The 23733-nt window shown below is 35.3% G+C and carries 20 protein-coding genes; 18 read left to right on the forward strand and 2 right to left on the reverse strand.

Annotated elements, in window-relative coordinates:
- Positions 1-94 precede the first annotated feature (94 nt).
- From AMQ68_RS19075 to AMQ68_RS19130, 12 genes are all read left to right on the forward strand, one after another.
- Positions 95-2164, forward strand: coding sequence for a T9SS type B sorting domain-containing protein (locus AMQ68_RS19075; RefSeq protein WP_054512190.1), 2070 nt, complete (start codon positions 95-97; stop codon positions 2162-2164).
- Between the two features lie 157 nt (positions 2165-2321).
- A complete protein-coding gene (gene dnaB / locus AMQ68_RS19080; RefSeq protein ID WP_054512191.1) occupies positions 2322-3902 on the forward strand; it encodes a replicative DNA helicase in 1581 nt (526 codons plus the stop codon).
- A 259-nt stretch (positions 3903-4161) separates the two neighbouring features.
- Positions 4162-4638 carry a ribonuclease HI gene (gene rnhA / locus AMQ68_RS19085; protein WP_054512192.1) on the forward strand — a complete coding sequence of 159 codons (477 nt, stop codon included), beginning with the start codon at positions 4162-4164 and terminating at the stop codon, positions 4636-4638.
- A gap of 167 nt (positions 4639-4805) precedes the next feature.
- Positions 4806-7061, forward strand: coding sequence for a T9SS type B sorting domain-containing protein (locus tag AMQ68_RS19090; RefSeq protein ID WP_054512193.1), 2256 nt, complete (start codon positions 4806-4808; stop codon positions 7059-7061).
- Between the two features lie 231 nt (positions 7062-7292).
- Complete coding sequence (locus tag AMQ68_RS19095; RefSeq protein WP_054512194.1) at positions 7293-9554, forward strand: T9SS type B sorting domain-containing protein; 2262 nt, start codon at positions 7293-7295, stop codon at positions 9552-9554.
- 129 nt (positions 9555-9683) lie between these two features.
- Positions 9684-10310 (forward strand): NAD(P)H-dependent oxidoreductase, encoded by a 627-nt coding sequence (locus AMQ68_RS19100; protein ID WP_054512195.1) that lies wholly within the window; start codon positions 9684-9686, stop codon positions 10308-10310.
- A gap of 31 nt (positions 10311-10341) precedes the next feature.
- Positions 10342-11913: an L-aspartate oxidase gene (gene nadB, locus AMQ68_RS19105; protein ID WP_054512196.1), complete on the forward strand. Its 1572-nt coding sequence runs from the start codon at positions 10342-10344 to the stop codon at positions 11911-11913.
- 11 nt (positions 11914-11924) lie between these two features.
- Positions 11925-12785 carry a carboxylating nicotinate-nucleotide diphosphorylase gene (gene nadC, locus AMQ68_RS19110; RefSeq protein ID WP_054512197.1) on the forward strand — a complete coding sequence of 287 codons (861 nt, stop codon included), beginning with the start codon at positions 11925-11927 and terminating at the stop codon, positions 12783-12785.
- 209 nt (positions 12786-12994) lie between these two features.
- On the forward strand, positions 12995-15601 hold the full coding sequence (locus AMQ68_RS19115) for a TonB-dependent receptor (RefSeq protein ID WP_054512198.1): 2607 nt from the start codon (positions 12995-12997) through the stop codon (positions 15599-15601).
- Between the two features lie 96 nt (positions 15602-15697).
- Positions 15698-16135, forward strand: a complete 438-nt coding sequence (locus AMQ68_RS19120; protein WP_054512199.1) for a hypothetical protein — start codon at positions 15698-15700, stop codon at positions 16133-16135.
- Between the two features lie 30 nt (positions 16136-16165).
- Entirely contained in the window at positions 16166-17158 is a 993-nt protein-coding gene (locus AMQ68_RS19125; protein WP_054512200.1) for an aspartate-semialdehyde dehydrogenase, read from the forward strand.
- 54 nt (positions 17159-17212) lie between these two features.
- Positions 17213-18211 carry a cation diffusion facilitator family transporter gene (locus tag AMQ68_RS19130; protein WP_054512201.1) on the forward strand — a complete coding sequence of 333 codons (999 nt, stop codon included), beginning with the start codon at positions 17213-17215 and terminating at the stop codon, positions 18209-18211.
- A 138-nt stretch (positions 18212-18349) separates the two neighbouring features.
- Here AMQ68_RS19130 and AMQ68_RS19135 read toward each other — a convergent pair whose 3' ends face one another.
- Positions 18350-18787 (reverse strand): exosortase F system-associated protein, encoded by a 438-nt coding sequence (locus tag AMQ68_RS19135; RefSeq protein WP_054512202.1) that lies wholly within the window; start codon positions 18785-18787, stop codon positions 18350-18352.
- Positions 18774-19304, reverse strand: a complete 531-nt coding sequence (gene xrtF / locus AMQ68_RS19140) for an exosortase family protein XrtF (protein ID WP_054512203.1) — start codon at positions 19302-19304, stop codon at positions 18774-18776. The genes AMQ68_RS19135 and xrtF overlap by 14 nt, the downstream gene beginning before the upstream one ends.
- A 50-nt stretch (positions 19305-19354) precedes the next feature.
- Here xrtF and AMQ68_RS19145 point away from each other — a divergent pair, with 50 nt between their 5' ends.
- The 6 genes from AMQ68_RS19145 to AMQ68_RS19170 all read left to right on the forward strand — a co-directional run bounded on the left by AMQ68_RS19145 (position 19355) and on the right by AMQ68_RS19170 (position 23603).
- A complete protein-coding gene (locus AMQ68_RS19145; RefSeq protein WP_054512204.1) occupies positions 19355-20374 on the forward strand; it encodes an aminoglycoside phosphotransferase family protein in 1020 nt (339 codons plus the stop codon).
- A 213-nt stretch (positions 20375-20587) separates the two neighbouring features.
- Positions 20588-21004 carry an RNase adapter RapZ gene (locus AMQ68_RS19150; protein ID WP_054512205.1) on the forward strand — a complete coding sequence of 139 codons (417 nt, stop codon included), beginning with the start codon at positions 20588-20590 and terminating at the stop codon, positions 21002-21004.
- Positions 21005-21100: 96 nt separating this feature from the next.
- Positions 21101-21814 (forward strand): nucleotidyltransferase family protein, encoded by a 714-nt coding sequence (locus AMQ68_RS19155; protein WP_054512206.1) that lies wholly within the window; start codon positions 21101-21103, stop codon positions 21812-21814.
- Between the two features lie 8 nt (positions 21815-21822).
- Positions 21823-22575 (forward strand): TIGR00730 family Rossman fold protein, encoded by a 753-nt coding sequence (locus tag AMQ68_RS19160; protein WP_123905766.1) that lies wholly within the window; start codon positions 21823-21825, stop codon positions 22573-22575.
- Positions 22576-22634: 59 nt separating this feature from the next.
- A complete protein-coding gene (locus AMQ68_RS19165; RefSeq protein ID WP_241775180.1) occupies positions 22635-23105 on the forward strand; it encodes a DUF6702 family protein in 471 nt (156 codons plus the stop codon).
- Between the two features lie 75 nt (positions 23106-23180).
- Complete coding sequence (locus AMQ68_RS19170) at positions 23181-23603, forward strand: hypothetical protein (RefSeq protein ID WP_054512209.1); 423 nt, start codon at positions 23181-23183, stop codon at positions 23601-23603.
- The last annotated feature ends 130 nt before the right edge of the window (positions 23604-23733 follow it).

Consider the following 23733-nt stretch of genomic DNA (forward strand, 5'->3'; position numbering starts at 1 on the left):
CGCTTTCTTTTAAGCGGTTTTCTGTATCTCGCTAATACAATATTAAATTATTGTTAATATTTTCGTTATTTTTGTTTAATAAAAGTCAGTTAAAATGAAAAAACATCTACTTCTTTTAGTCTTCTTTTTCTCGCAGCTATATTTTTCGCAATCAGATTGTGATTCAGCAATTCCGGTATGCGGAAACTCAGACCTGTCCTATACCCCAAGTGGTCATGGAAATACAGCAGAAGGCCTAATCGGATGCGTAACCTCAGAACACTACTCAGTATGGTATAGTTTTACTATTGCAACGAGTGGCACCCTTACATTCCTAATTACTCCTAATGCACAGGCAGATTATGACTGGACTGTTTTTGGACCTAATGTTACCTGTGGTAATTTAGGGACCCCTATCAGATGCTCGTACGCTAACACAACAAACGGAATCTTAACAGGGCTCGACATGACTTCAACCGATCTTACACAAGATGCAGGTGGAAGCGGATTTTGTAGATACATGGATGTAATAGCTGGAGAAACATACTATTTACTTGTAGACAATTTCTCTGCAAATGCCAATGGATTTGCATTAACCTGGGGAGGAACAGCTACATTAGCATCTCCATTCACTGATCCCGTATTAACCCCTCATCCATTTGTCACTCCTGGAGAGCCTGGCCCAACACCAACTTCTCCAAATGTTATTTACAAGTGTCAACTACCAACAATGTTTGATTTCAGTACTTTATCTGCAGGAATCATTAATGGCAATACGAACTTTACGGTAACCTATCATACAACTAGTAATGACGTAATTACAGGAAACGCTCCGATCACAGCACCCATCATGGTAAATGCAACAGATATTTACTATTACAGATTAAAATACACTGATCCTAATAACCCTGATAATCCTATCAATGGATGCTTTCTAACAGGAAAATTCAAATTTGAAAAAGGAAATATTATCACTAAAAATGTCACACTATACGGCTGTAACAATAATAATGTAGGAACAGCATCATTTGACCTGACAACAGCAAATGTTTACACAGGTGCTGCTACAAAAAAATATTACCCTACCCTTAATGATCTAAATGCAGGAACAAACGAGATCACCAATATTACCAATTACATTTCCGTAGAGAAAAAAGTATTCGTAAAAGTAAGTACAGACGATGGCTGTACTGCAAATGCCGAAATAACATTAAAATTCTATTCTCTTGTTATAGTAAATGACGCCAGCCTTGAATCTTGTTATATTCCAACTAATATAACAACAGCTGTATTTGACTTAACTTCAGCAAATGTTTCCACACTTCCAACTCCTCCTAAAAAATTCTACACAACATTAGCTAACGCAACAAGCGGAACGAATGAAATAGGAAATCCAGCTATTTACATTACCACTACAGGTTCTGCATATGTAAGAGTTTATAGTGCTGATGGTTGTTATTCTATTGCTAAGATTAATCTTAAAGTTTTACCTCCTGTAAAATCAAATGTTTTAAAAGACAAAACAATCTGTCTTGAAGACAAAACAACTTTAGATGCAGGTGCCGGATTTGACGGCTACGAATGGAGCACAGGAGCAACAACACAAACAATTTCAAATGTAGCAGTTGGCGCTTATTGGGTAAAATTGAAAACAGGAAAATGTTTCACCCTACAAAATGTGAATGTATACGCTACTCAGCAACCTGTGGTAACCAGCATTGATATCACCAACAATACAATTACAGTAAACGTAAACGGGGGAACAGCTCCTTACAAATACTCTATAGATGGTATCAACTGGCAAGATTCTAATGTGTTTACAGACCTTCCAAGAGGAGAAGTAAAAGTATATGTAAAAGATTTTTACGATTGTAATCCTGTAGATGTACAAGTAACTGTTCCTAATCTTATTAATGCAATCACACCAAATGGAGACAACATTAATGATTATATAGATTATTCTGCATTGGCTTACAAAAAGAACTTAGAGTTTATTGTTTACGACAGATATGGAAATAAACTTTTCACAGCTGATAAAACCAAAGCCTATAGATGGGACGGAACTTCCGGAGGTAAAAAAATCCTTACAGGAACTTATTGGTACACGATCACATGGAACGAAAATGATAAAAACAATACTCAGACAAAATACAGCGGATGGGTACTTGTAAAAAACAGAGAATAATTTAATTCTTTTAATACATTTAAAATCACCTCAATTTTGGGGTGATTTTTTTATTCACATCAACTCTCTTTTATTGATGGTATTTTAAAACAAATCAGCAGTAAAATGTTAGTTACTATTTTCAAATTATTTTTTAAATAAACTATATCTTTGCACAATGGCGCAGAAAGAAACACTATCATCTCTTACTCACGGAAACTTTGCAAAAGAGTTATCCATTGCTGATGGAAAAATGCCTCCTAACGCAGTAGACTTCGAAAGATTGGTTATCGGAACTTTTTTAATTGACAAAAAAGGGCTAGACCATTCTATTGATCTTCTTACGCCTGATGTATTTTATGACCCTAGACATCAGGTAATTTTCACGACCATTTTAAAATTATACGAAGGAAACCACCCTGTTGATTTAATGACCATTATTCAGGAGCTTAAAAAAGAAGAAAAACTTCCTTTGGCAGGTGGAGACCATTATATCGTTGATCTTACAATGGGTGTAAGTTCATCTGCACACATTGAATATCACGTTCGTGTTATTCTGGAAAAATATATTTTAAGAAGTTTAATTAATGTTTCTGCCAACGTTATAGACTCTTCTTATAAAGAATCTACCGATGTTTTTGAGCTTTTAGACAAAGCTGAACAATCATTCTTTGAAATCACCAACGGAACCATTAAAAAAGGATTCGACACGGCAAACTCATTGGTAAAACAAGCTATTGAAACCATAAAATCTTTAAAAGACAAAGAAGGTATTTCAGGAGTACCTTCAGGATTTAGAGATATCGATAAAGAAACCGGAGGTTGGCAAAATTCCGACCTTATTATTATTGCTGCCCGTCCTGCGATGGGAAAAACAGCTTTCCTTCTTTCCATGGCAAGAAATATTGCTGTCGGACATAAAATACCAATGGTCCTTTTCTCTCTGGAGATGGCATCGGTACAGTTGATCACAAGGATGATCGCCTCTGAAACAAGAATTTCATCTGAAAAACTAAGAAAAGGAACCCTAGATGATGAAGAATGGCAGCGACTATTCTCCAATGTATCTGAACTGGAAAACGCTCCTCTTTTCATTGATGAAACCCCTTCCCTTTCTATATTCGACTTCCGTGCAAAATGCCGAAGATTGGTAATGCAGCATGGCGTTAGACTGATCATGGTCGATTATCTTCAGCTGATGACAGCCGGTAGTGGTGGAAAAGGAGTTGGAAACCGTGAACAGGAAATCTCCATGATCTCACGTTCACTAAAAGCGATTGCAAAAGAATTGAACGTTCCTGTAATTGCACTTTCACAGCTTTCAAGAAGTGTGGAAACCCGCCCCGGGAAAAGACCTCAACTTTCAGATCTAAGGGAATCCGGAGCGATTGAGCAGGATGCAGATATCGTGTCTTTCATCTTTAGACCGGAATATTATAAAATTGGCGTTTGGGATAATGATGATGAAGGACAGGAAACTACAACAGAAAACCAAGCCGAACTTATTATCGCAAAACACAGGAATGGTGCTACAGCAGATGTAAGATTATCTTTCTTGAAACACTTTGCAAAATTTGGAGATATAGAACACGCAACAGGCGGAGGTTTTCCTACTGATTTCGGTACACCTGAACCAAGTGGTTTTGATAAAATAAAAACAACAATTCAACCAGGAGCAGCATTTGATTTACCCGATAGTTCTAAACTTTCAGGTTCTTCAATGAATGATTTTGATGATGAAGATGATTTTCCTTTTTAATACTTAAGGTTAATTTTAATTATAAAAACTTTCATATCAAGTCCATTTTTTTTGGCACTTAAGTCTTTTAAGTTTAAAATAAAGTTCATTAAAGAACACTTAAGTTTTCAAAAATCTTTGATCTTTATCTTATTTGTACTTTTTATTTTTAAAGTAATAAACTCTAAAACTTAAGTGATCTAAAGTGTTTAAATAATAAAGCTTTTGTGGTCCATTATTTAAAAATTTCAAACGATTTTAATTTTTACATACAACAGATTTGAGAATTGATATATATACAGACGGCGCCTGCAGTGGAAACCCCGGAAAAGGAGGATACGGAATTGTTATGCGCGTTCCTGAAAAAAATTACCAGAAAACATTCTCGAAAGGCTTTCGCAAAACCACCAACAACAGAATGGAGCTTCTGGCCGTGATTAATGCACTGGAAAAACTAAAATCTCCGGATAATGACATTCATGTTTTCACGGATAGTAAGTATGTCTCTGACGCGATTAACCAAAACTGGATTGCAGGATGGATAAAAAGAGGATGGAAAAATGTGAAGAATCCTGATCTCTGGAAAAAATTCATTGAACTTTATAATATACATAAACCTAAAATGCATTGGATAAAGGGACATGCAGGGCATTTTGAAAATGAACTTTGTGATAAATTAGCCGTTGCCGCAGCTGCTTCAGACAACCTTGAAATAGATGCTTATTTTGAATCTCTTGAGAATAACTCCCTTTTTTAGCTCAATTTTATTTAAACTAATTATAGATACTATCTATTAGTAATTTCGCTATTCAAACTAGACTTCTTTATTAAATACCTATTATATTCCGCAAAATTAACAGTAAATACATATTTATTGATTCGGATTTAATATATTTACACGTCTAATTTAAAGTGCGTTACTAAATGATTAAAAAACTACTCGTTTATTTTGCCATTATTTTTTCTGGTTTATTCGGAAAAATCCTGGCCCAAACCTATCAGCTCACAGGAAATCCTGTAACTACGACCGGCTGGACAATGGTTTCTCCTACACAAGTGAATACTGACTTCATTCAGCTCACCCCTGATACCAACAACCAATCCGGATCCATAAGACTGAATGATCCCATCAACTTAAAATACTGCGATAAGTGGAGAGTTGAATTTGATTTTAGAATGGATTCTAACCAAACCGCCAACGGAGATGGCCTTGCGTTTTGGTATCTGGCAAATCCACCGGTAGCCAGCGTGCTAGGGTCTGGTCTTGGAGTTTCTCAAAATGCAGTTGGATTAATTGTAGGATTTGATACCTATAACAATACCACTACAGCTGTAATGAGCAAAGTTCATGTGGCATACGGACAAGTTGCCAATACTACCGACAGCAACAACGTAGAGTTTTTCAATGTTGCAGGAAGTTCTTTTCACTCCCCTGATCTGAACACAACACAGCCTTTCCAAGGCGCTACCTACAAACATGTTGAAGTAACCGCTGAGGTTAATCCTAGTTCTCCTACTGGTTGGATCATCAAAATAACCATTGATGGCAACATCATCTGTAATCAATCTTTTGTCCCTTCAGGTGCTGCAACCGCAATGACCATTGGGTACTTTGGATTTTCAGCTTCTACGGGAGGGAACAGATCAAGACATTCCATTAAAAATGTAAAAATTTACACCGATAAAGTTGCTATTTTACAAAATAGCGTTACCCAATCTTTTTGCCCTAATCCAACGACAGGATCAGCAAGTGTAAATTTAACGTCTTACAATAATCAATTTGTAGCTAATCCTGCTAATTATACCTTTACTTATTATGTTTTAGGAAGCTCTACTCCAATTGCTACTCCTACAAACTATCAGTATAACGCAAACACAACAATAACAGTTGTTATTAAAGATAACGCAGGGGTTTTGTGTGATAACGCCGACGGAAAAATAGCCTTGTCACTTTCTCCTTTCAGCGCCAATAATGTTACTTTGACCGAGTGTAATAATAACAATATAGGAACAGCTACATTTAATCTTACTACAGCCAACATAACAGGTGTTTTAGGAGTTACAAAGAAGTATTACAAAACAATGGCTGATCTTAATGCAGGCATTAATGAAATCCCAAATCCTGCAGCGTATACTTCTGTACCAGGAGTTGTTTTTGTAAAAGTAACCACCCCACAAGGATGTACCGGCAGCGCGCAAATTACCTTAGCCTTCCATCCTCTGGTGGTTGTAAATGATACTGTTTTGCGCTCATGTTTTATTGAAAATGCTCCTACGACAGCTTTATTCAATTTAGCAACAGCCAATGTAACGCCGCTAGCAGGTACTACTAAAAAATATTATCCGACAGCAGCTGATGCATTAGCAGGAACTAATGAGATCATGAACCCTACAACATATATTACAGGAAATACAACAATATATGTAAAAGTAACCTCTGCAAACGGGTGCTATAATACCGCCAAAATCACGCTGATTGTTTTAACTCCGGTAACCTCTGCCGTTTTAAAAGATAAAATCATTTGTATAGATGCCAAAACAACGCTTGATGCGGGACCTGGTTTTGACGGATACGAATGGAGCACAGGAGCAACAACTCAGGCTATACAAAATATTTCAGCGGGTCTTTATTGGGTAAAACTAAAAACAGGAAACTGTATTACTACTCAAATTGTAAAGGTAATTCCTTCTGCCCAGCCTGTTATTTCAAGCATTGATATTAATAACAATACGATTACTGTAAATGTAAACGGAGGAACCCCTCCTTATAAATACTCATTGGACGGAATCACTTGGCAGGATTCTAATTATTTCAACAACCTTGCAAGAGGTGAAGTAAAAGTATATGTTAAAGATTTCTACAACTGTACTCCTATTCAGGTTCAGATCACCGTTCCTAATTTGATTAATGCAATTACTCCAAACGGAGATAACATTAATGATTATATAGACTACTCAGCATTAGCTTACAAAAAGAATCTGGAGTTTATTGTTTACGATAGATATGGAAACAAGCTTTTCACCGCTGATAAATCTAAAGCTTACAGATGGGACGGAACTTCTGGAGGTAAGAAGATCTTAACAGCGACTTATTGGTATACCATTACTTGGAATGAAAATGATAAAAACAATACCCAAACAAAATACAACGGATGGGTACTTGTAAAAAATAGAGAATAACAGGTAAAACTCACTCCGAAATCGGAGTGAGTTTTTTATGAATTATACCTCAACGCTGGGCGAAAATTTCAAATCAATCTTTTTAATTAATTAAAATTATCAATTTAATTTCATAAATCTTATTTTATTACAGTTTAACTAAATTAAATTACATAATTAACACATAAACAACACCAAATAACATAAAATCAATACATTTACAATACTAACAACCTAACCAATATACTTCACATGAAAAAAACTTTACTCTTTTATTTTTATATTATTTTGTGCTGTTTGTCTGGAAAGCTATTTTCTCAGACTTATCAGCTCTCAGGAAACCCCGTGGTAACCACAGGGTGGGATCTCGTCTCGAGCGCGAACGTTAACACCGACTTCATACAGCTCACCGCAGACCAAGGAGGTCTTTATGGTGCTATAAAATTAGCAGCTCCGATCAACTTGAAATATTGCGACAAATGGAAAGTGGAATTTGATTTTAGAATTGATGGAAACGGAACCCCTGCATTCGGAAGAGGAGACGGATTTACCTTCTGGTATCTTGCCAATCCCCCAACAGGATTTGTATCAGGCGGAGGACTTGGAATTCCTTCAAATGCCAATGGGTTGATGGTAGGCTTTGATATTTTCAACAACACTACCGAAGGGCAAATGAGCAAAGTTCATGTTCTATATGGCACCAATAATCTACCTGCAGGAAACTTTAATATCGAATACAACAATACTCCGGGAAGCACTTACCACACTGCAGATCTTAACCCAACTCAACCATTTGTAGGGCCAACTTACAAACATGTTGAGGTAAATGGAGAAACCGATCCTGCCAACCCTACAAGCTGGCTCATCAAAATAAGAATTGACGGTGTACTACTTGTTGATCAATCTTTCGCGCCATCAGGAGGAGCAATAGGCATGACAACAGGATACTTTGGTTTTTCGGCAGCTACAGGAGGTGCCAGTGCAAGACATTCTATTAAAAATGCGAAAGTCTATATCGATAAAGTTCCAATTCTTACCAATACACTCACTCCTTTTGTGTGTGTAAATCCTGCAACAGGAACAGGAACCATAGATTTAACATCATACAACACCCAATTTGTAGCCAATCCTGCCAATTATATCATTACTTATTTTGGACCTGGCGGAACCCCTATTACCAACCCTACCAATTATACCTATTCGGGGAACACTAACATAACCGTGGTTGTGAAAGACCCATCATCTACGTTATGCGATAATGGTGATGGAGTAATCAAATTAAATCCGACTCCTTTTGCTGCGGTTGACAAAACACTAACGGGATGTAACAACAACAATGCTGGTGTAGCCATATTTGACCTTACAACAGCTGCGGTAACTACCGTTTTGGGAGTAACAAAACAATACTATCCTACTCTAACAGACCTTAACAACGGAACGAATGAAATTTTAAATCCTACAACCTATCCTTCTCCTGTAGGTTTTGTATATGTAAAAGTAACCACTCCTCAAGGTTGTGTATCTACAGCAAAAATTACTTTAAATCATTTCGCAGTAGTTACCGTAAATGATGCAACCCTAAGAACTTGCTTTATTGAAACAGATCCTTCAACAGGTTTATTTAATCTTACCATAGCAGCTGTAACAACGCAGGCAGGGACCACAAAAAAATACTATCCATCTTTAACAGATGCAATCAATGGAACCAATGAAATTCCTAATCCCTTAACCTATACCGCTCCTAATGGAGTCATTTACATTAAAGTAACAAATGGAAACGGATGTTACGCCGTGGCCAAAGTTACATTGACCGTAATTGCCCCAGTTTTATCTGCTGTTTTAAAAGATAAAACAATTTGTATGGAAGATAAAACTACGTTAGATGCAGGCCCTGGATTCAGTTCATATTTATGGAGCACAGGAGCCACAACCCAAACGATCTCCAATGTAGGCGTTGGTACATATTGGGTAAAACTGAAAACAGGAGATTGTACGGCAACTCAAAAAGTAACAATTTTCCCTTCTGAGCAACCTGTCATTACGAGTGTTGATATATCAAGCAGCACCATCAGCATCAACGTGATCGGAGGAACCCAGCCGTATAAATATTCACTGGATAACATTACATGGCAGGACTCTAATCTATTTAAAAATATACCGAGAGGTGATAATAAAATATACGTAAAAGATGCATATGACTGCGAACCTATCACCATCACGGTCGTTGTTCCCAATCTTATCAACGTAATTACGCCCAACGGAGACGGAGTAAATGATGCCATCGATTATTCTGCATTAGCCAACAAAGAAAATCTCGTGTTTAATGTATTCGACAGATATGGAGCCAAGATCCATCAAGGTGATAAGTCTACAAGATACAGATGGGACGGAACCATTGCGGGAAGAAAAGTCCCTACAGGAAGCTACTGGTATTCTGTAACATGGAATGAAAATGATAAACATAAAACTCCTTTCAAATATTCAGGATGGATATTGGTGAAAAACAGAGAGTAATAAAATAATCATTTTATATAATAAGAGAATCACTTCAATTTTTTTGGAGTGATTCTTTTTTGTGCAATTTAGACGGAGATATTTCGTTTTAAGCTCAGTTTATTCACATCCAATCCTTAAATTTGTCATATGAATTATTTGGAAGCTTTAAGCAGAAGATATTCTGTGAAAAAATTTAACGCCGAAATTATTCCTCAGGAAACCCTTCATAACATTCTTGAGTCAGGAAAGCTGTCTGCAAGTTCGCTTGGCCTTCAACCCTACAAAATTACTGTGGTGGAAAGTGAAGAGATGAAGCAAAAATTAATTCCTGCATTTTATAATCCATCACAAATATCCACGTGCTCTCATTTGATTGTTATCATTTCGAAAAAAACAATTGGAGAAAGCTATGTGCAAGGGTATTTTAATCATATTTCTGAAGTGAGAGATGTTCCGTTAGAGAATCTCAACCTCTTCAAGAACAGCATCAATCAGCATATTAATCAAAAAAACAACGATGAAATTTTCAACTGGGCAGAGAAACAGTCTTATATCGTATTAGCCAACTTAATGTATGCTGCAGCGATAGAAAATATTGACACTTGTCCTATGGAAGGCTACCGTCAGGATCTTATTGAAGAAATTCTAAACATCGATCCTGAAACAGAAAAAGTAACCGTTACCCTAGCGTTAGGCTACCGTTCTGAGGAAGATCATTTCCAACACATGAAAAAAGTAAGAAAACCAAACGAAAAATTGTTTAAATTTATTTAATTATTTAGACGATTGTACCTAAAGTAAGCATATGATAAAAGCGGATGTATTAGTAATTGGTTCCGGTATTTCGGGACTTTCTTATGCCATAAAAGTTTCTGAGCAACTTCCCGATGCCAAAATAATCATAGTAACGAAATCTGATGAAGACGAAAGCAATACCAAATACGCACAAGGCGGTTTAGCGGTAGTCACAGATTCTAAAAATGATAATTTCGAAAAACACATCGAGGATACCATGCGTGCCGGAGACGGTGAAAACAAACGCGATGTTGTAGAAATGGTGGTAAAGGAAGCTCCTGCAAGATTCAACGAGATCGTAGAATGGGGCGCCAATTTCGACAAGAAAAATGGAGAATTCGCTTTAGGAAGAGAGGGCGGACATACTGAAAACAGAATTGTTCATCATAAAGACATTACCGGTTTCGAGATCGAAAGAGCCTTACTGGAAACAGCCAACAAAAGCCCTAATATTGAGATTTTAGATCATCATTATGTAATTGATATCATTACGCAACACCATGTTCCTGGAAAAGAATTAAACACAGGAGACATTCATTGCTATGGAGCGTATATTTTAGATGAAAAATCTAAAACCATCAAAAAAATTACTTCAAAAATCACTTTGGTAGCAACTGGAGGTGCCGGACATGTTTATAAAAACACAACCAATCCTAAAATTGCAACAGGAGATGGAATTGCATTTGTAGCCCGCGCCAAAGGCCAGGTTTCCAATATGCAGTATTATCAGTTTCACCCAACAGCTTTGTATAGCAAAATTGACGGAATGTTATTTTTAATTTCTGAAGCCGTTCGTGGTGATGGTGCAAAATTAAGAACCAAAAGAGGTGAAAAATTCATGCACAAATATGATGAGCGTGAAGAATTAGCTTCAAGAGATATTGTCGCAAGAGCTATTGACAATGAAATGAAAGTTTCTGGTGATGAATTTGTCGGTTTAGATTGCCGAGAGATGGATCATGAAAAATTCTTGGAACACTTCCCTAATATTTATAAAAAATGCAGAGAAGAAGCAATAGATCCTTTTACTCAATTGATTCCTGTAGTTCCAGCTTGTCATTATTTGATGGGTGGAATTGAAGTCGATAAAGACGGACAATCATCCATTAAAAATCTATTTGCGGTTGGTGAATGTACCAATTCAGGCCTACATGGAGCCAACAGACTCGCATCGAACTCATTATTAGAAGGTTTAGTTTTCGGACACAATGCTGCCATGAAAACAATGACTCTTCTCAATGAAAACAATTTCAACTTTGATGATTTAAAAGCAGTCCCTGAATGGAATGAAGAAGGAATGAAGATCATGGACGAAATGGTCATCGTAAGTTACCTGAGAAAGCAACTCCAGGAAATGATGAGCGATCTTGTGGGAATCGTAAGAAGTAACAAACGTTTAACTATGGCTTTACAAAAGCATCAGGAAATTGCTGCTGCTGTAGATGAGATCTACCACTACTCTATACTTTCGCCACAATTATCAGAACTAAGAAATTTAACAACCGTTGCCCACCTCATTATTACCCAATCTATGGAAATGACTGAGAATAAGGGAGCGTTTTACAATAAAGATTTAGCTTAAAAGCATACACAATGAAAAGACCAGACTACGTTACAGATAAAGTTTTAAAACAATTCATCAAGAATGCTTTAGAAGAAGATATTCAGGATGGAGACCACTCTACCCTTTCTACCATTCCGAAAGATTTGGAACAAAGTGCAAAATTGTTGGTTAAGCAAAACTGTATTTTGGCAGGAGTTGAATTGGCTGAAATCATTTTTAAAACTTTTGATAAGAACTTAAAAGTCGAGGTTTTTATTAAAGATGGAACTCCTGCAAGAATTGGTGACGTAGCCCTTATTGTTACCGGAAGCGCAAGATCTATTCTTTCTACTGAAAGGCTGATTCTTAATTGCATGCAAAGAATGAGCGGTATTGCCACCCTTACCAATGATTGGGATTCCCGATTGGTAGGTACAAAAACCAAATTATTAGACACTAGAAAAACAACTCCCAATTTCAGAGTCTGTGAAAAATGGGCAGTTGCCATTGGTGGTGGAACCAATCACAGATATGGTCTTTATGACATGATCATGCTGAAAGACAACCATATTGATTACAACGGAAGCATAACGAATGCCGTGAAAATGGCAAAAGATTATATCAAAAAAAATAAAAAGAAATTAAAGATTGAGGTTGAAACCAGAAATCTTGAAGAAGTTGAAGAAGCAATCAAGGCAAAAGTTGACAGAATTATGCTTGATAACATGAATGTGAAGATGATGAAGCAAGCCGTAAAAATGATCAATGGTTCTTGCGAATCTGAAGCATCCGGCGGAATTACCCGAGATATGTTAAAAGAAATTGCGACTACAGGAGTCACCTATATCTCTGTAGGAGCCCTTACTCACTCAGCTGAGAATATCGATTTAAGCCTCAAAGCAGTGAAATAGCGTTGTATTTTTAATAAAAAGCACCCCTATTTATTAAAAATACAATAATATGATTTTTTTCATATGAAAATTCGATTTTAGTTTAAATATTTGACAATCAATAAATTACAACTTATTAAGATTCAGTAAAAATTAACATATAGTTAATATTAGTTAAAATTTATTTCGCCAATTTTGCAGAAAATTAAATCTAACTATTACTAACGATTATGAAATTAATCAACAAATCAATACTAACTGTATTTATTACGTTATCTACAGCTAGTGTTTATTACGCTCAAGAAACTAAAGACACTGTTAAGACAACCAGGTCTAAAGATATTGAGGAGGTAATCCTAAGAGGAGTTACTGATATCGCTAAAGATAGAAAAACACCAGTAGCTGTCTCTACAATTAAAGCTGCACAGATCCTTGAAAGACAAGGAAATCAAGAGCTTGTAGAATTGTTAAATACAACGCCTTCAGTATATGCTACAAAAGGTGGTGGTGGTTTCGGAGACTCTCAAATTGTTATGCGTGGTTTCGAATCTAGAAACATTGCAGTAATGGTAAACGGTATGCCTGTAAATGATATGGAAGGCGGTACTGTTTATTTCTCAAACTGGACTGGATTATCTGATGTTACAAGTTTCATGCAGGTACAAAGAGGACTTGGATCTTCTAAACTGGCTATTGCTTCTGTTGGAGGTACGATGAACTTCATCACAAAGTCAGCAGACATGAAAAAAGGTGGGGTAATAAGATTAGGTGTTGGTAACGACGATTATTTAAAAACATCTTTTGCTTACAATACCGGTAAATCTAAAGACGGATGGTCTTCATCAATTTTGATGAGCAGACAAGCTGGAGGAACTTATATTGAGAACACAGATTATGAAGCTTATGCTTACTATTTTGCATTAGGATTTGAAGCAAGTAAAAAACATAACTTTCAATTTACTTTAACATCTGCGCCTCAATGGCATAATCAAAGAACTTTTGCTCCTACAGTCCAAAATTACATTAATTACAACCCTGATCGCGACGGGTCGCCATACAGACAGTATAACTCTGACTATGGATACTACACAGATTCTTCAGGAAACAGAGTACCTGTAGCTAACAGAGCTAATTATTACTCTAAGCCGGTAATGATGCTAAACTGGGATTGGACAATGAGTGAAAAATCCAAATTAAGTACGGTAGCTTACATGTCTAATGGTAGAGGTGGCGGAACTGGAGATTTAGGAAAAGTAGGAGGTAAATCAATCACTGATGCTTCTTTTGTTGATACTTCTGGGCATTTCAATTATGATGCTATTTTTGCCGCTAACCAAGCAGTTAATGTAAATACAGCTGGTGCAGGAAGTACTTTAATTCGTAGATCAAATGTAAACTCTCACAACTGGTATGGAATTTTAGCTAATTTCCAACATAAAGTGAATGATAACTGGAATTTCTCAGTAGGAACTGACGATAGATATTACTATGGATACCATTATCAAGTAGTTTCAGATCTATATGGAGCTTCAGGATACAAAGATGCTAATAACAAAAATATAGCCCCGAATATTGTAAGTAACGCATACGATTATAAAAAACTTGAGTGGAATCCGTTTGGAGGAAAAACAGCTCCATTACAAGATCAAGTAGGATTTAGTAATGATGGAGAAGTAATTTGGTATAGTGGATTTGCGCAAGTAGAATATACTAAAAATAATTTATCTGCATTCGTACAAGGATCCGTATCTAACCAAGGATATCAAAGAATTGATAATTTTGTATTAGACGGAAGCACATTAAAAGGCCAGACAGTAAACACTAAAACAGGTTTCAAAAATCTATTTGGATATAATATCAAAGGGGGAGCTAACTATAACATCAATGAGCAACACAACGTTTTTGCTAACATTGGTTACTACAGCAAGCAACCATTCTTAAATACAGTTTACCCAAACAACCAACAGCTTATTAATCAGTCTTTAACCAACGAGAAAATTTTCTCAGCAGAAGTTGGGTATGGATTCAGATCAGCTAAATTCAGTGCGAATGTTAACTTATACAGAACGCAGTGGAAAGACAGATGGTTGAGAAAAACTAACCAGACGTTTACATTGCCTGATAATACAACGACTACTGGTTATGCAGAGATCAATGGTATTACTGAAATTCATCAAGGTATTGAATTCGACGGAACTTACAAACCAACTAACTTCTTAGAATTCAATGGTATGTTCTCTTGGGGCGATTACTACTACAAAGGGAATGCAACAGGAACAGCATTTGACGACAACAACAATCCACTTACTTTATCTGGTACTTCAAATACATCTGAATTATACATAGACAAAGTAAAAGTAGGAGGAACAAGTAATAACAGTATCCCACAAATGACTGCTTCATTAGGAGCAACCATCAAACCTGTAAAAGATCTTAGCATCTTTGGTACTTGGAGATATGTTGGGAAATTATATTCTTCTATTGATATTGCAACATTCTCTAACCAGTCTGCGCAAGACAGAGGAGTATTACAATTACCTGATTTTAACTTGTTTGATGTTGGAGCTTCTTATAAATTAAGATTAAAAAATGAGTCTCAATACTTTACTATAGGAGTAAATATCTATAACTTGATTGACACAACGTATATATCTGATGCTTCTACTAATATATTTGGTAATGATACACCAACTAAATTAGCTGACGGAGTAACAAACAACGTAGGTAAAAAAACTTATGACGAACTTGGTATGATGTACAAAGGGATCGCAACTGGTAACCGTGCATATTTCGGATTCGGAAGAACATGGGCTGCAACATTATCATTCAACTTCTAATCATATAAAAACATTAGATTTTATAAATATCAATCCCGGCTTATCGCCGGGATTTTTGTTATATTTGTACATTAGAAAAAAAGAAAAAATAGGATTATGGATTTTTACAAGATTTTATTGAGTGCCCACAAGGGATTTGGGTATTTAGAGCTTCTATTAGTAACATTATTTATTATCGCTTTACTAGCTACCATGTTTGGTTTCAGTGGGAAAGTAAATAAATTTTTAAAGAAGACTACCCTTTTCACAATGATCTTCTTCCACGTGCAATTTTTAATGGGAATCTTTTTATTATTTGTTTCCCCAGGCTTAAAAGCGGCTATGGCATCTGGAACATTAATGAGTGATGCTTATAGCAGACAAACATTTGTTGAACATCCATTTTCTATGCTAATCGCAGCAGTTTTGTTGACCATCATCAATAGAAAAGTAAAATCTAGCGATACTATTTCTTTGAAAATTGTAATTATGGGATTAATTGCAGTTGGTTTATTTGCATTCGCGTTTCCATGGACAAGAGTCTTTGGAGCTTAATATATTAACTTTAAAAATGTAATCATTAACATGAAAGTAGCTGTAGTCGGTTCAACAGGAATGGTTGGACAAGTTATGCTTAGAGTATTAGAGGAAAGGAACTTCCCTATAACAGAATTAATTCCGGTAGCTTCGGAAAGATCTATAGGTAAGAAGGTGAAGTATAAACAGGAAGAGTATACTATTGTAAGCATTAATGACGCTATAGCTGCCAAACCTGATATTGCACTTTTTTCAGCGGGTGGTTCAACATCGCTTGAATTTGCTCCAAAATTTGCAGAAGCAGGCATTACAGTGATTGATAATTCTTCAGCTTGGAGAATGGATCCTGATAAAAAATTAGTGGTTCCCGAGATCAATGCTGATGTATTGACCAAGGAAGATAAGATCATAGCAAACCCAAACTGTTCTACAATTCAGTTGGTGATGGTTTTAGGTCCGCTAAACAAAAAATATGATTTAAAAAGAGTAATTGTTTCTACCTACCAATCTGTAACAGGAACAGGAAAAGCTGCTGTAGATCAATTAAACGGAGAAATAAACGGAGACGATTCTGTTGAAAAAGTATATCCTTATCAGATTTTTAAAAACGCACTTCCACATTGTGATGTTTTTTCTGATGATGATTATACGAAAGAAGAAATTAAATTAATGAAAGAGCCTAAGAAAATTTTAGGAGATGATACATTTAATTTAACAGCAACAGCAGTAAGAGTTCCGGTTCAGGGAGGACATTCTGAAAGCGTAAACATTGAGTTCGAAAATGAATTTGAACTTGACGAAGTAAGAAAGATTTTAGCTGAAACTCCGGGAGTGATTGTAATGGATAACGTTAAAAACAACGAATATCCAATGCCATTATATTCAGAAGGAAAAGATGAAGTGTTTGTCGGAAGAATCAGGCGAGACCTCTCCCAGCCAAAAACGCTCAACCTCTGGATCGTAGCAGACAATCTGCGAAAAGGCGCTGCAACCAACGCAGTACAGATCGCAGAATACCTTGTAGCAAACAACTTAGTATAAACTAACAAAATAAAAAAGAGTCTCAACATTGAGATTCTTTTTTTTATCAAACTTATGAACGCTCAGAAGAATATCAATAAAGATAAAATAGGCTTTCAAAAATGGATCGCCGCTTTTGGAATTATTCTATTTATAGGAAAAATCGTTGCATGGAAACTGACTAATTCCGATGCCGTATTTTCTGACGCTATGGAAAGTATCGTGAATGTCATTAGTGCATTTATGGGACTTTACTCTTTACATCTTGCTGCAAAACCAAAGGACGAAGGACACCCTTACGGCCACGGAAAAGTAGAATTCGTAACATCGGGAATAGAAGGTGCTTTAATCGCCATTGCGGGGATCATGATCATCTACGAAGGCATCAACAGTTTAATCACCGGCAAAGTATTGAATAAACTGGATTGGGGTATCTGGATTATTGCTGCAACCGCGATTGTAAATTATTATTTAGGCTACATTTCCATTAAAAAAGGAAAAAGAGAAAATTCTTTAGTGTTAATTTCTTCCGGAAAACATCTTCAGTCTGACACCATTACAACATTGGGTGTGGTAATAAGTTTAGTCATTGTTTATTTTACTAAAATTTATTGGATAGATTCCGCTGTAGCCCTAGTTTTTGGAGCCTACATTATTTTTGTTGGATACAAGATTGTCCGCAAATCTTTAAGTGGAATTATGGATGAACAAGATCCTGACTTATTAAATCAAATCGTTCATATTCTTGAAAATAACAGAAAAACAGAATGGATTGATATTCACAATATGAAAATCCAGCAATTTGGAGCTTCCCTGCATATTGACGCACACATCACTCTTCCTTGGTATTACACCCTTCGTGATGCTCATAAACAAATGGAAAGCGTCATTATTCTTTTAGCTAAAAATACAAAGCGTACCGTAGAATTTAATTTTCATATGGATGACTGCAGAACCGTTTCATGTCCTGTATGTCAGATCACAGACTGCCCAGTTCGTGAAAGAGAATTTGTAAAACGAGTGGAATGGACGGCTGAAAATGTGACAAGAGAAGTTAAACATACAGTGGAATAATTTCAATTTAGATAAAAAAAACTTAGATTTTGGCTAAAGCCAATTGATGGTATTATTTTGTTTAAACGGGCTGAAGCCCGTTCCTATTGATGACAAAATTTGTGTAAAAATAGCCGCGAAAATTTGTGCTTAAAAAGTCTATGTAACTTCTTTACCTATTTGCTTTCTATAATAAAACATCGGAACGATCAAAAGCAAGATCAAAGGTTGAATCACAAATCTTCTCATGTAAAAAGAAAACAGGTAGCCAATCTCAAATCTATCATAGATACAATACAGATAAATCGGAAACGTAATCGCGAAAATTATTGTGATTAGTAAAGCTCCTTGGATTGTCCATTCTTTATTTTTAAATATAAAATGAATGATCACACAGGAAAAAAATAAGTTTAAAATAAATCTGAAAAGGTGCCCTGCAATCAGTTTTCCCCATTCAAAAGGAGGAAATGAAAGATTTTTATTGGCTTCATGAAAATAGTTGAGAAAAGGGTCATAGAAGATCTTATCTTCAAGCGCTCTCACACTTACAAGTCCAACAACGCCTACTATAACCAGAAACCAACTAAGAATTTTCATTTTTTAAAGCAAAGAATTTAATCCAAACAAGCCAAAGTAAAACCACACTTCCGTAGATAACTGCCGGAAAAACAAAATCATGTGACATTTTACCATATTGTTGATAATCTCTCATTACAATATTCAACCCTGCAATTCTCAATACATTCATGATATAAAGAGCAAGAAGACCAATCAATACAAAAACAAATGTTTTCTTTCCTTTATAAAAAGCAAAAACAAAAGATACAAAAAGAATCATCACAGAAATAGCATTACACCCCTCCACCATCCTTGTTGGATAATAATTTTTCACATTAAACCAAACAGATTCTCCGCGAATATCATCGAAAAGTTTGGTGGGATAATTTATTAAATTCTGAATCCACATTACCTGATCTGCAATGAGCCTCGAAAAAGGATCCAGTCCGGTTCCTTTAAATTCATTCAGATAAAATTGATAGCCAAAAAGCAACACCAAATAGATAATGATGAAACGCAATAAAATGCTTAAAACTGGTTTAAAATCCTTTAGCATAACGCAAAGATAAAAAATCAACTGATATTTAGTATATTTGTTTCCATATTATGACTTCCGAAAACGCAAAACGATTTTTTGAAAACTATATCGGTAAAAAATCTTCTGAGTTCATCACATTGGCTCAAAGCGGTTCTGCGAGGGTAAATTTCGTGGCCCAATCCGATAACAAACAATACATTATTACGTACAATGAAAACATTCCCGAGAATGAAAGTTTTTTTTATTTTTCGGAGATATTTTCCCAACTCAACCTTAATACGCCTACTATTTTCTCCATTTCTGATGACCGGAAAATATACATTCAGGAGTTTTTAGGTGGAAATACACTTTCTGAGATGATTTCAAAAGAAGGTCTATCCGAAAATATAAGATCATTGGTAAAGCAAACATTAGAAAAGCTTTTTCAACTTCAAATACAGACCAAAGGAAAAATAGATTATCATCAAACTTTTGAATATGAAAGTTATGATGAGCTTCCCGTCATTCACGATTTATATTATTTTAAAAACTTTGTGGCAGATGTTCTTGAGCTGGAATATCATAAATCTACTCTGCTGAAAGAATTTAAAAAGATCGTCCACCTCATCGAAAATCTTGAACCGAAAGGATTAATGATTCGCGATTTTCAGGCAAGAAACATCATGGTAAATGAAAACAATACCGTTTCATTTATCGATTATCAGTCTGCAATGAAGGGACCTTTAATGTATGATGTTATTTCTTTTCTGTTTCAGGCGAAAGCTAATTTTTCTGAAGATTTTAAAAATGAGATGCTGGAATTCTATACTCAACAATTTGAAAATGAAGAAATTCAAGTTCAACTAAAAAAATCGGTTAAACCAATTCAATTGATGAGATTCTTACAGGTTTTGGGAGCGTATGGTTTTAGAGGATTGATTCAGAGAAAACAACACTTCATTGCAAGTATAGAAAAAGGAATAGAAAACATCACCCAATTTGCTCAATCCTGGGAAGATATGAAAGACTATCCGGAACTTGAAAAAGTGATACAACAGTTAAGCTCGGAGAAAACGAGGTTAAAAATTGAAGAAATTTTAAAAACATAAAGTCTTCAACAAAATCTGACTTACATAAATTGAGTCACACCTCATTAAGCGGTTAGTATTAACGATTTCATCCTGAGCGAAGTCGAAGGATCTTTTTAAACAAAAAACTAAGCTTAGATTCCTCCGGAATGACAAAAGTGATTGAAGAAATAAAAATAAACAATGAGCTGAATGGTTCAAATTAAAAGCCACAATAATTAAATATAAAATAATATGCTACACATAGACATCCACAGTTTTTCATACAAAAAGGGAGGAATTCCTAAAGACGAATCAGGAAACGGAGGTGGTTTTGCTTTCGACTGTAGAGGAATTTTAAACCCAGGAAGAGTTGAGGAATATAAAATTCAAACAGGAAACGATATCGGCGTTCAGGAATATCTTGAAACAAAAACCGAAATACCTCAATTTTTAGAGCTCATAAAAAACATCGTTTCTATCAACATCGATAACTATTTGGCAAGAGGTTTTGAAAATCTACAAATCAATTTCGGATGTACAGGTGGACAGCACCGATCTGTATACGCTGCGATAAAAATTGCAGAATTCATCAAAGAAAAATATCCTGAAGGAACCAATGTAACCCTTCATCATGATGAACAACACCAACTTAACATGAGTGATAAGTAATTGGTAATGAGTAATATTTTTAACTTCGTTAAATTATATTAATTATTATTTATACTTCATCATTACATATTACCAATTACTCATTACCCATATTATATGAAGGCTCTAATTTTTGCAGCAGGAAAAGGTACCCGTCTGAAACCTTTTACAGATCATCATCCCAAGGCTTTGGCTAAGGTGAATGGCATCCCTCTTTTAGAAAGAAATATAAACTACCTCAAGAGTTTCGGAATCACTGATTTCGTGATCAACATCCATCATTTTGGAGATCAGATCGTTGAGTTTTTGAAGAAAAACAACAACTTCAATTGCAACATTGAGATTTCAGATGAAGCCAACGAACTGCTGGAAACTGGTGGTGGTTTGATTTTTGCTAGAAGATTCCTTGATCATGGGGAAGATTTTTTAATCATGAATGCAGATATTTTAACAGAGATAAATATTACTGATCTTGTAAACTATCATAAAAAGATAAAAGATTTCGCTACTTTAGCCGTTTCGGATAGGGAAAGTTCAAGAAAATTACTTTTCAACGATGAATTGGTTTTAAGAGGATGGCTTAATGTACAAACCGGCGAACAAAGACTTGCAGAATTTAACAAAGGATTCAAGGCTTTGGCTTTTAGCGGTGTTCATTGTATCAACCCTATCATTTTTAACAAAATAAAAAGAACAGGCAAATTTTCTATTATGGAAGAATATCTGGACATCATGCAAACTGAGCACATTCATGGTTTTGTGCACGATAGCGTTTTGATAGATGTTGGAAGACCAGAATCTGTAATAGAAGCCGAAAAATATTTTAAATAATTGTCATGATGGAACTTGATGGAACGAGAGATGAAAGTTTGGTAAACCCGGCACTTGATAGCAACGAAACAAAACTACATAACAGTTTAAAACAAAAAACCTGGGACGAAATCATTACCAAAGACAGCTGGATGGTTTTCAAGGTAATGGCTGAATTTGTAGATGGTTATGAAAAGTTGGCTAAAATAGGACCTTGTGTTTCTATTTTTGGTTCTGCCAGGCTAAAACCAGATACTAAATATTACGATATGGCAGTTGAGATTGCCGAAAAAATAACGAAACTTGGTTTCGGAATTATTACCGGAGGTGGACCTGGAATTATGGAAGCCGGAAATAAAGGAGCTTTTAATGCTAAAGGAACCTCAATAGGTTTAAATATTGATTTGCCTTTTGAACAGCATTTTAATCCTTATATCAACAAATCCTATTCTATGAATTTTGATTACTTCTTCGTAAGAAAAGTAATGTTTGTAAAATATTCTCAAGGGTTTATTGTAATGCCGGGCGGATTTGGAACACTTGATGAACTTACCGAAGCAATGACGCTCATCCAAACCAATAAAATAGGAAAATTCCCTATTGTTTTGGTAGGATCTGAATTTTGGGGAGGATTGCTAGATTGGTTTAAAGCAACTTTATTAAAAGAAAAAATGATTGCAGAAGACGATTTAGATCTTTACAGAGTGGTAGACACGGCTGATGAAGCGGTTGCGCACATTAAAGCGTTTTATGATAAATATTCTGTGAACGTAAATTTTTAATTGGCATATTATTTGTGACTTTATAAACAACAACTATGATTGTAAATCTATTAATTAGAATGAAAAAACTTTTATATATATCAGGAATATTAACATTTTTTGTGTTAACGAGTTTCATGAGTGTAGACTTTTTCTCTTCAATGACTAAAGTTGATTATATTGATGGAAGCAAGACGTTGAAGTTTACTACAAAGATGAATACAGCCCATATTTCGGATGCTATAAAAATAAATCCTAACACAGCAGGGTTTGAAGCAGAAGTAAAGAAATATGTAAATAATAACTTCGACGTGTATGTTAATGATTCTCCAAAAACAATTACTTTCACAGGAAGTCAGGTAAGCGGAGAAACAGTTTGGGTATATTTTGAGACCAGCGGAGTGTCAGATATCAGTACCATGAAGATTAAAAATACGATCCTTTTAAGTGCTTTTCCGAAGCAGATTAACATTGTGAGTATCGCTTATAAGGGAAGTCAGAAAGTAATGAATTTCCAACGCGGAAAAGAAGTGAATGAAGTTTCTTTTTAAAAGCGAAAAAATTTAAAATTATACAACCATTGCAAAAAGCAATGGTTTTTTGTTAGACTTTGAATTCAAATAAATATGAAAGTAAAATGTATTAGCAAACAAATTTTGAGTGATAATAAATTATTAGCAGAATGGGCAATACATTCAGAATTAGAAATCACAGTCAATAAAGAATATACAGTTTTCGCTATTGGTAAATATTTAAACGCCCTATTTTATTATATACTTGGAGATGAATCTAATTCTTATCCTCTTTCATTTCCAGCACAATTATTCCAAATAATAGATTCCAGAGTATCTAAATATTGGGAAACAAATTTGGTCAAGATAAATTCTTGGGAAGATTTAGATATTCAAGATGGTGATATTATTAGCTTCAGAGAATGGACAGTAAAAGGCGACAGTTTCTATGAAAACCTATTAAATGAACAAAGATCAGAAGTATTTCTATTTAATAATTATTGTGACAAAATTTTGAATGAACATATATCGTTCTAATAAAATTACTGCCTGTGGAGAATTTAAAGTAAGACCTTTTATTTCTCATTCATAGCCTGAAAACAAAAATCCGCCTCAATGCTGAGACGGATTCTTTTATTGATGATAAGAATACTCCTATTCTAAACTA

This window comes from Chryseobacterium sp. ERMR1:04, from assembly GCF_001297705.1.
GTDB lineage: Bacteria > Bacteroidota > Bacteroidia > Flavobacteriales > Weeksellaceae > Chryseobacterium.